General features: G+C 29.0%; 8 protein-coding genes. All 8 read left to right on the forward strand.

The window, feature by feature from the left end; genetic code table 11:
* Window positions 1-330: 330 nt before the first annotated feature.
* The 8 genes from BLV37_RS14420 to cas2 are packed head-to-tail and all read left to right on the forward strand — an operon-like array spanning window position 331 to window position 9081.
* Complete coding sequence (locus BLV37_RS14420; protein WP_091733069.1) at window positions 331-2271, forward strand: TIGR02556 family CRISPR-associated protein; 1941 nt, start codon at window positions 331-333, stop codon at window positions 2269-2271.
* Complete coding sequence (gene cas7b / locus BLV37_RS14425; RefSeq protein ID WP_091733072.1) at window positions 2261-3199, forward strand: type I-B CRISPR-associated protein Cas7/Csh2; 939 nt, start codon at window positions 2261-2263, stop codon at window positions 3197-3199. The genes BLV37_RS14420 and cas7b overlap by 11 nt, the downstream gene beginning before the upstream one ends.
* A gap of 12 nt (window positions 3200-3211) precedes the next feature.
* Window positions 3212-4021, forward strand: a complete 810-nt coding sequence (gene cas5b / locus BLV37_RS14430) for a type I-B CRISPR-associated protein Cas5b (RefSeq protein ID WP_176968001.1) — start codon at window positions 3212-3214, stop codon at window positions 4019-4021.
* Entirely contained in the window at window positions 3999-6500 is a 2502-nt protein-coding gene (locus tag BLV37_RS14435) for a CRISPR-associated helicase/endonuclease Cas3 (protein WP_091733076.1), read from the forward strand. The genes cas5b and BLV37_RS14435 overlap by 23 nt, the downstream gene beginning before the upstream one ends.
* Window positions 6501-6518: 18 nt before the next feature.
* Window positions 6519-7256 carry a CRISPR-associated endoribonuclease Cas6 gene (gene cas6 / locus BLV37_RS14440; RefSeq protein ID WP_091733079.1) on the forward strand — a complete coding sequence of 246 codons (738 nt, stop codon included), beginning with the start codon at window positions 6519-6521 and terminating at the stop codon, window positions 7254-7256.
* Window positions 7257-7292: 36 nt separating this feature from the next.
* Window positions 7293-7802 (forward strand): CRISPR-associated protein Cas4, encoded by a 510-nt coding sequence (cas4, locus tag BLV37_RS14445; RefSeq protein ID WP_091733082.1) that lies wholly within the window; start codon window positions 7293-7295, stop codon window positions 7800-7802.
* A gap of 10 nt (window positions 7803-7812) precedes the next feature.
* Window positions 7813-8805, forward strand: a complete 993-nt coding sequence (cas1b, locus tag BLV37_RS14450; RefSeq protein WP_091733085.1) for a type I-B CRISPR-associated endonuclease Cas1b — start codon at window positions 7813-7815, stop codon at window positions 8803-8805.
* A 12-nt stretch (window positions 8806-8817) separates the two neighbouring features.
* Complete coding sequence (gene cas2 / locus BLV37_RS14455) at window positions 8818-9081, forward strand: CRISPR-associated endonuclease Cas2 (protein WP_091733088.1); 264 nt, start codon at window positions 8818-8820, stop codon at window positions 9079-9081.
* Window positions 9082-9428: the final 347 nt, after the last annotated feature.

The raw sequence follows: 9428 nt of genomic DNA on the forward strand, positions 1-9428 counted from the left end.
AATAACCAGTAGGTCCAACTTTAGACGAATGATATTTTGGGAAACTAGACAAATCAATGATATCGAAGATTTTTTCATAAAATTTTGTTTTGCTATTAGATGTAAATAAATCAATGTTATTAAAGATTAATTGACGTTCAAACAAGGGCTTCGCCTCCTTAATATAATATTTGGTGGTACTTATATTATTTGACATAAAGAGGCGAAAACCCTTTTTGAAAATAGAAATATTTTTGAGTGATAAGAAAAAATCACTGTATAGAACACAGTGATTTCAAGCGTTGCAAGTTATGACAAACGCTATTAAATTTACTTTAAGGGGGTGAAAATGTGATAGAAGCTATAAGAAAAATAGGAATACCTCTAGCAGAGTTAAGTATTGAAGAACAAGCTGAAGCACTAATTGTACCAGTTGTTCCTTCAGAAGAAAATAGAATTGTTATATTAGATTTTGACATAAATAATGAGCAAGTTAGCATTAACATTCTCCCCATAACAGAGGATATAGTTAAAGAATACTTTTATATTGGAACTGCTGATGGACCATCATCACCACAATGGATGCTTACAGGGACAAAACCGGATTATATTATTTCTCAGTCTATTCCTTCCTTACTGAAAATAATTGAAGATTGTGAGCTAAAAAACTATCTAGAATTAGTACTTGATAAGTTCTATTATGATTATGGCGTTCAAGAAAGTTCTAAAGAGAGATATAGACGCATACTTAACGTAGAAAAATTTATAGGGTTATCTGAAATGGAGAAATATTATAAAGACTCAGAAAAGGATATAAAGAAAACAGTTTCTAATGTTTCAAAAGAACTAGCTACCTATATATCGAAAAAATATGAAGTAAAAACAAAAAACATAAAACTATGGACTTTGACAATTAATGGTGAAATTATCCAGCAAAGAGAAGAATATAAAAAGCTAGCATGGAAGCTAAAGGAAGCTCATTTTGAAAAAGCTAGAGAAGGAATATGTTCTTTATGTAATTCTTATTCTTATGTTTCTTCAGATACTGGGAAGCTTAAACTAAACTATTACATCACACAGAAAGTAAACTTTGCAAGTGAAATGAAAGATTTTGATAAGAATTTAAGATTATGCAAGAAATGTCACAAACAACTTATTTTGGGCGAAATCTATACAATGAGAAGGCTAGGAGGTCAAATAGGAAAGCTAAGATTTTTTCTTATACCTGAACTGCTATTTGATAATGATAACGAAAGTATAAAGGTAAAAAATATACAAGAAGTCCAAGATGAGGTAAAGTCAATTATACGATTTAGCGGTGCTACAGAAATTGAAAGACAATCTATTAAAGAGCTTAAAAAAACAAACTATACTAATCAATATACTTTCCATTTTCTTTTTTATATGAAACAGCAACAAGAATTTCGAGTACTTCAACTTATAAAAGATGTATCTCCAAGCAGAATATATGATATCAATGTAGCAATTGGCGAATGTAACAACTTTGGAAGAGTGTGGTTTAATTGGCCAGATAGTGACGATAGGTGGATAATGACTTTTGAGCAAATTTTTTATCTATTCCCAATACATCAGGATGAAAGATTTGTAACCGAACATAGAAGAATTCTAACACTTTATGATGCAATATTAAATAATAGTAAAGTCAATAAGAAGATGATAATAGAAAAATTAATTTTACTTTCAAAAACTTATCATCTCGAACAGACAGATCAGTATCAAATAAGCAAACCTCAAAATAAAGAAACTGCTATGAATTATGGAATCTTGAAAGGAATAATTTTGTTAAGGTTCTTAGAAAAATTATCAGTTATTACAGGAGGTGAAAAAATGGATATTTCTCAATTAACTATAAGTGAGGAATTTAGAGAGTTTATTAAAGATGTTGGGTATAGTGAGGAACAAACCTCATTGGTATTACTTGGGAAACTAATATATGAAATAGGAAAAGCTCAAGCTAAAAACAAACTTACCTCCAAACCTATTCTTGACAAAATTAATTATCAAGGAATGAGCCTTAATAAACTACAGAAACTTAGTAACGAGGTTTTTGAGAAGTTAAAACAATATAAACTTATAACAAGCGATAAGAGTAGCTATTATTTGCAAAATATTTATACTGACCATAAAACACTTTTTGATAAGAATATTAACAATTGGAATCTTACAAGTCAAGAAAACGTTTTTTATATTTTATCAGGCTATGCTATAGGAAGTAGGCCCATAGAAAAGAAAAAAGATAAAGATAAGGAGGAAGAGAATAGTGAAGAATAGTGATATATTATTTTTATACGATGCTAAATTGACTAACCCCAATGGGGACGCGGATGATGAAAATAAACCAAGAATGGATTATGAAACATCAACAAATCTTGTAAGTGATGTTCGACTTAAAAGATATGTAAGAGACTATTTAATAGATATAGGCCATGATGTATTTGTTTCACAAGTTGAAGGTAAGCCAATTACTGCTACTCAAAAGATAGAGAGTATTTATAAAAAGTATGATGGGAAAGTAGACACTAAGAAACTAAGTGATGAACAAATTGCTTGGCTTCTTGAACAGCTTATTGATGTGAGACTATTTGGTGCAACCATGCCATTAAAAAGTGCGGAAGGAAAAGGAAGTTCTTTGACATTTACGGGACCAGTTCAATTTAATTGGGGATATTCTTTAAATCCAGTTACTCTAGTTGAATCTAATACGATTACATCTAGATTTAGCTCCGAAGCTGATAAAGCTACAACTATGGGTAAAGATTATAGACTATACTATTCACTAATAGCTTTTTCAGGTATAGTAAGTGGGAAAAGAGCAGAATATACAAAGATGAGTGAAAACGACTTAAACTTATTAGAAGAAGCGCTAATAAAATCTATACCACTTTTAGCAACACGAAGTAAGATAGGTCAGTATCCAAGATTATATATAAGAGTAGAATATGATTCGTCAGATTTTTTGATTGGAGATCTAAGAGATTATATTTTAAATCTTGAAGACACTATGATAAGAGATATTACTGACTATACATTAGATTTAGAATCTTTGCGAATAGTATTAGAAAAATATGTAGATAGAATTAATAGTATTACTTACTGGTATCACGATCAACTGCAAATGAAGACTAATTTGGGAATCGGAACTTTTGAAAATATTATGGGGAAAAACATCTCTTCAAAACTCAAAAAGTTGCCTCTCTAGGGGGTGTATAACTTGAAAAAATCTAATATTTTGGTTTGTGACTTAGAAGGCACATTTGCACATTTTAGAAAATATTATACAAATTCTTCTTCACTTTCATATTCCTTTCCAACACCAACTTCTATTGCAGGACTAATGGCAGGAATATTAGGATTGGAACGGGATAGCTATTATCAACAATTTTCAAGCAAGAATTTCTATAGTGCAGTTGAGATATGTACCCCTGTCCGAAAAATAATACAAACCGTTAATTATGTTTTTGTAACATCGTCAAGTGATGTAAATAAAGTTAAGGGTTCTACTCAAGTTCCATTTGAACTAGTTGTTAGTAAATGTACTAATGAGGCTAGATATAGTAAGCTTAAATATAGACTTTATTTTAGCCACAGGGACAATATACTACTTAACGAAATAAAAGATAGATTAGTTAATCAAGCTTTTGTATATCCACCATATCTTGGAGTTGCTGAGTGCACCGGAAGGTTGACTTTCGTTGATGAAATAAAGCCGGAAGATGTTAAAGTAATATTGTCGGGAGAAAAAATCAAAGTTAATACAACTTGTAGTGTTGATAGCATAGAAAAAGGCTCTCTCGACATAAGATTGGATTCGGGAATAGGATATATAAAAGAAATTATGCCAGTTGAATTTGATGCTAACAGATATTTAGTTTCTTCTAAATCATATATCTACGAACAGAATAACAAGGGAGTTTGTGCAACATTTAAAACACCTGTTTTAAGCTTTATGCTAAAAGAAGAAATAAAAAATATTACATGGCTTCAGGAGGTAGAAGCTGATGAATATTTATTCTCATATTAAAAAAGACGACAACAATCTAATAACTTACAAAAAAGATCTTAAAATACATCTAAAAGAGGTAGCAGAAGGGGTAGACATGTGTCCACCCCTTCCTAATAAAAGTGATGATTTTTGGATAAGAAATACAGGTAAAATAATAGGCTACTGCCATGACTTTGGCAAAAGTACATCATATTTTCAAGCATATTTGATAGAAGGTAAAGAAAAGCCACCACTACATTATCACTCATACATATCTTCATTGTGGACCTATTTCATGCTCAGCAAAGAAAGCTTCAGGTTAAATAAAAAAGGACATACAACAGAAGAATGGATTAATTATATTCCTCTTATTGGGTATATGTCAGTTTATTTTCACCACAGTGATTTAGGTTCACTAGATTCTATAATAAGCGAAGACATATTTGATGAATTTTTACAAGCTACTTTTAGCGATAAGAATTGGATTGCTAAGATTGCTATGGTAAAAACTCAAACTGAAGATATACTCAAAAACAAAAATACAGTTAACAGAATGTATGAAGAATTAATAGGGTATGAAATAAATATACAAAGTTTTTATTATTCTTTAGATAATATTATAACTGATTTGAGCAGACTAAAAGATGAGTTTTTAGAAGATAAAGCGGAAGTCAGGATCAAATGTTGTGTTTTTCTGCAACTATTATTTTCGTTGCTAATATATGGAGATAAGCATAGTGCAGCGGATGTACCTTTTGCAAATAGAAGACATATACAAGGAGATATTGTTAAAAAATATGTAAATTCTAAATTTACAAACACATCTGATAATTTCATTGATTATGTAAGAAAGGATTTTTTTAAAATAGCAAATAATAGAATAAAAGATTTTAATATAAATCAAAGAATTTATACCATGACTTCACCAACTGGTTCTGGAAAGACTTTAACATCCTTATCAGTTGCTTTAAGGTTAAGAGAAATAATCGAAAAAGAAAGTGGGTATATTCCTAAAATTATATATAGCTTACCATATACTAGTATAATAGATCAAAATTATGAAGTATACGAAGATGTCCTAAGTCAATTAAAAGATTTTCATAACTCAGAAAGCACATATTTATTGAAACATCATCATTTAGCAGAAGTTAGTTACAGAGATAAAGGCATGGATAAAACCATAAATGAATCAGTTTTATTAATGGAAAGCTGGGAATCAGAAGTTATTGTTACTACTTTTTTTCAACTATTACATACTATTATAGGCTTTAGAAATCAATATTTAAGAAAATATCATCATTTAGTAGGTGGTATTATAATACTTGATGAAGTTCAAAATGTGCCAGCTGAATACTGGCTTTTAATTGAAAATATATTTACATATATTAGTCAGTATTTAGGATGCTATATTATATTACTGACTGCTACTAAGCCATTAATCTTTTCAAAAAATCAAGCACAGGAATGGCTTCCTAGTAAAAAAATTCAAGAATACTATTCTAATCTAAATCGAACTAAAATTGTAAGACACTATATGATGGATAAAAATGAAGTTTATTTTTCAATAGAAGAGTGGATAAATTTATTTAAATCAATCTATAATAAAGAAAAATCATATTTATTATTATTTAATACAATAGATACTTCTATAAAAATTTATGATATTTTAACAGAAGACGAAGAATTAAGTAGTACAGAAATATTTTATTTATCCACCAACATTACTCCATTTGAGAGGTTGAAATGTATTGATAAAGTGAATGAATTGTTAAACAAAAAGAAACCAATAATTTTAGTTTCTACTCAAGTAGTAGAGGCAGGAGTTGATCTTGACTTTGATGAAATATTCAGGGATCTTGCTCCTATAGATAGTATTGTTCAAGCTGCGGGAAGAGCTAATAGAAAAAATAGAAAAGGTATGTCAACAGTACATATAGCACCAATTGTTAGGGGAAAAAGAAGTGATTGTACACTTGTGTATGGAGACCTTCACACGAATATAGCAAAAGAAATGGTTAACGGAGCAATTGAGGAAAAAGATTTCTACAATTGGATAGAAGAATTTTATGAAAAGAAGCATAAGGTCATTAATAAAGATATATCAAATAAGATATTAAATGCATTTAAAAATCTAATGTTTGATAGGGAAGATACAAATGACAAGAGTACATATATATCAGATTTCAAACTAATTAAAGAAAGGCCTGATATGTGTGAAGTTTTTATAGAGCTCGATGAAAAAGATGACAACGGATTGACAGCAATAGATTACTGGAATATTTATATTGAAAATGTTGTAAGAGAAAAAGATTTTACAAAAAGAAAAGAAGTATTCTACAAGATAAGAAAAAATTTTTCATCATATGTTATTTCAGTCCCAATCAAAAGAGCTGTAAAATTAAGCTCTAATCTACAAGGGAATGTTATAAAACCAGATCAATCTTTAGAATTTTATTATAAGAAAAATGCTACTGGGTTTATTAGAAAAGTTGAGGATTCTGATACATGGTTAATATAAAATGGGGGCGTTAGATAAATGTATTTAAAAGTAATTTTATCATCATTTGAAGGTGAAAAAATCAAGTTACCTTTACAATATAATTACTATGTACAAAGCATGATTTACAAACTACTTGAAAAAGAAATGGCAGAATTTCTTCATGAGAAAGGGTTTGAGCTCGAGAAAAGGCGATTTAAAATGTTTTGTTTTTCTCAATTAATGGGTAATTATAAAATTTACAGAGAAAAAAAAGAGATTGTTTTTGATAGTCAAGTTGATTTATACATTTCATCACCTATGGAGGAATTTTTAGCGCAATTAAGTAATTCTTTTTTACTCAATGATAATATAAAATTATGTAACAATGCTCTTGTAGTTAAGAGCGTAAAAATTGAAAAATATAGTTTTGAAGATACTAAAGTAGTAGTTCAGACTCTAGCACCAGTTACTGTTTATAGCACTCTATATAAGGCAGATGGCGGCAAATTTACATGTTATTATAATCCAATAGATAAAGAATTTAAAAAACTTGTTGCAGACAATATATATAAAAAATATAAAGCATATTTTGAAAAAGAACCTATCAACAAGGAATTTTCTATAACAGCTATAGGTAAACCTAAATTACATGTTTTAAATTATAAAGGGATATTAATAAAAGGATATTCAGGTAGATTTGTTTTAGAAGGGGATAGGGAATTGATAAAATTAGCCTTGAATTCAGGGCTGGGTAGCAAAAACAGTCAAGGATTTGGCTTTATAAAACTCGTTTAGTGTTTCAAAATAATTCGCATATTATGGTGGTGGGTTATGGAAGCTAGAGAAGAAATAAAGGTAACTGGAACTCTGATATGGTATTATTATATTTGTAAGCGCGAAGTATGGTTAATGGCTCATAGAATAGAAGCTGACCAAGACAATGAATTCATTGATGTAGGAAGATTTATACATGAAAATTCTTATCAAAGAGAAAAGAAGGAAGTATCTTTAGGGAATATTAAAATAGATATATTAAAAAGAGAAGATGGAGAATTAGTAGTAGGAGAAGTAAAAAAAAGTTCTAGGTTTAAAGAAAGCGCAAGAATGCAGCTTGCTTATTATTTATTTGAACTTGAAAAGAAGGGTATTAATGCTAAAGGAATATTGATGTTTCCTAAAGAAAGGCAAAGAGAAGAAATAATATTAAACGAACAGTTAAAGGCGAAATTGGATCAAGCTATAAATGAAATATTATGGATTATGTATCAAGATAAACCGCAACCTGCTCAAAAGATATCGTTTTGCAAGAATTGTGCATATAATGAATTTTGTTGGGCTTAGGAGGTATTAAATGAAAAAAATCATTTATATTTTTAATAATGGTACTCTGAAAAGGAAGGATAACACAATTGCTTTTGAAAGTGAATTAGGAAGAAAAGTTTTACCCATAGAAGACATTAGTGAAATATTTATTTTTGGAGAAGTGGATTTAAATAAAGCTTTTCTAGATTATATGTCACAAAAAGAAATTATCTTACATTTTTTTAATTATTACGGTTATTACTCAGGCTCTTTTTATCCTAGAGAACATTTAAACTCTGGTTATATGATATTAAAACAAGCTGAGAATTATATGGATGAGGAAAAAAGACTTAATATTGCTGCAAAGTTTGTTGAAGGCAGTGCAAGGAACATGTTGAATGTAGTTAAATACTATGCTGGAAGAGGTAAAGATGTAGATTCAATAAGTGACAGTATTCTTTCCCTTACAGAAAAGATAAAAGAATGTAAAAACACAAAGGAACTTATGGGAATAGAAGGAAATATAAGAGAAATGTATTATAAATCATTTGACAAAATAATTGAAAATGAAGACTTTAGGTTTGTGCAGCGGACTAGAAGACCACCTAAGAATCATTTAAATGCATTAATTAGTTTTGGTAATTCCATGTTATATACTTTAGTCTTAGGAGAAATATATAAAACACATCTTGATCCACGAATAGGTTATTTACACACAACAAATTTTAGAAGATTTACTTTAAATCTTGATGTAGCTGAAATATTTAAACCAATAATTGTTGATAGAATAATTTTTACATTAATAGGCAAAAAAATGATTAAAAAAAGTGATTTCAATAATGATTTAGAGGGAGTATTACTTAAAGATAGTGCTAGTAAGAGATTTGTAGAGGAATTTGATAAACGATTAATTACTACTATTAAACATAGAGAACTTGGAAGAGAAGTTTCTTATCGAAGGCTTATCAGAATGGAATTGTATAAACTCGAGAAACATTTAATGGGTGAAAAAGAGTATGTGCCATTTGTTTCTCGCTGGTAAGGGGTGTTAAAGTTGTTTGTAATATTAGTTTATGATGTTGAACAAAAAAGTGTTGCTAAAGCTTTAAGGACTTGTAGAAAGTACTTATATTGGGTTCAAAACTCTGTCTTCGAAGGTGAAATAAGTGAAGCTAATTTAACAAAGCTAAAGATGGAGCTTGAAAAAGTAATAAATAAAGAAAAAGATTCAGTAATTATTTATAGATTTAGAACAACAAAATATTCATTAATTGAAATTATTGGTATTAAAAAAGGTGGAGAAGAAAATATATTATAAAATATTATATTTATGAAGTTAAAAGGTTGTCGACCTATAGTAGTGTAAAAAGCCCTAAGAATCGACGCCAAATCAACTGTTATAAAAGCAGCAAATTTCAACATTTCATTTTTGAGGGGGCTATTTAGAACAAAAATGTTAAAAATATATCATGGCATAACATAGCCATTTTTATGGGTTTATAGATTACCTATGAGGAATTGAAACAAATATAGATATGTGTGTTCAAATGTTTTTTATATGGTTTATAGATTACCTATGAGGAATTGAAACAAATGAAAATCTTCATCTTTATAATAAAAATTAGTCATGTTTATAGATTACCTATGAGGAATTGAAACATTACA

It is taken from the genome of Proteiniborus ethanoligenes (genome assembly GCF_900107485.1).
GTDB classification, from domain to species: Bacteria; Bacillota; Clostridia; order Tissierellales; family Proteiniboraceae; genus Proteiniborus; species Proteiniborus ethanoligenes.

Bases quoted from the DNA above. Each gene is read 5' to 3' on its own strand.
- cas4 (WP_091733082.1), top strand. From the start codon at position 7,293: ATGGAAGCTAGAGAAGAAATAAAGGTAACTGGAACTCTGATATGGTAT.
- cas6 (WP_091733079.1), top strand. From the start codon at position 6,519: ATGTATTTAAAAGTAATTTTATCATCATTTGAAGGTGAAAAAATCAAG.
- BLV37_RS14435 (WP_091733076.1), top strand. From the start codon at position 3,999: ATGAATATTTATTCTCATATTAAAAAAGACGACAACAATCTAATAACT.
- cas1b (WP_091733085.1), top strand. From the start codon at position 7,813: ATGAAAAAAATCATTTATATTTTTAATAATGGTACTCTGAAAAGGAAG.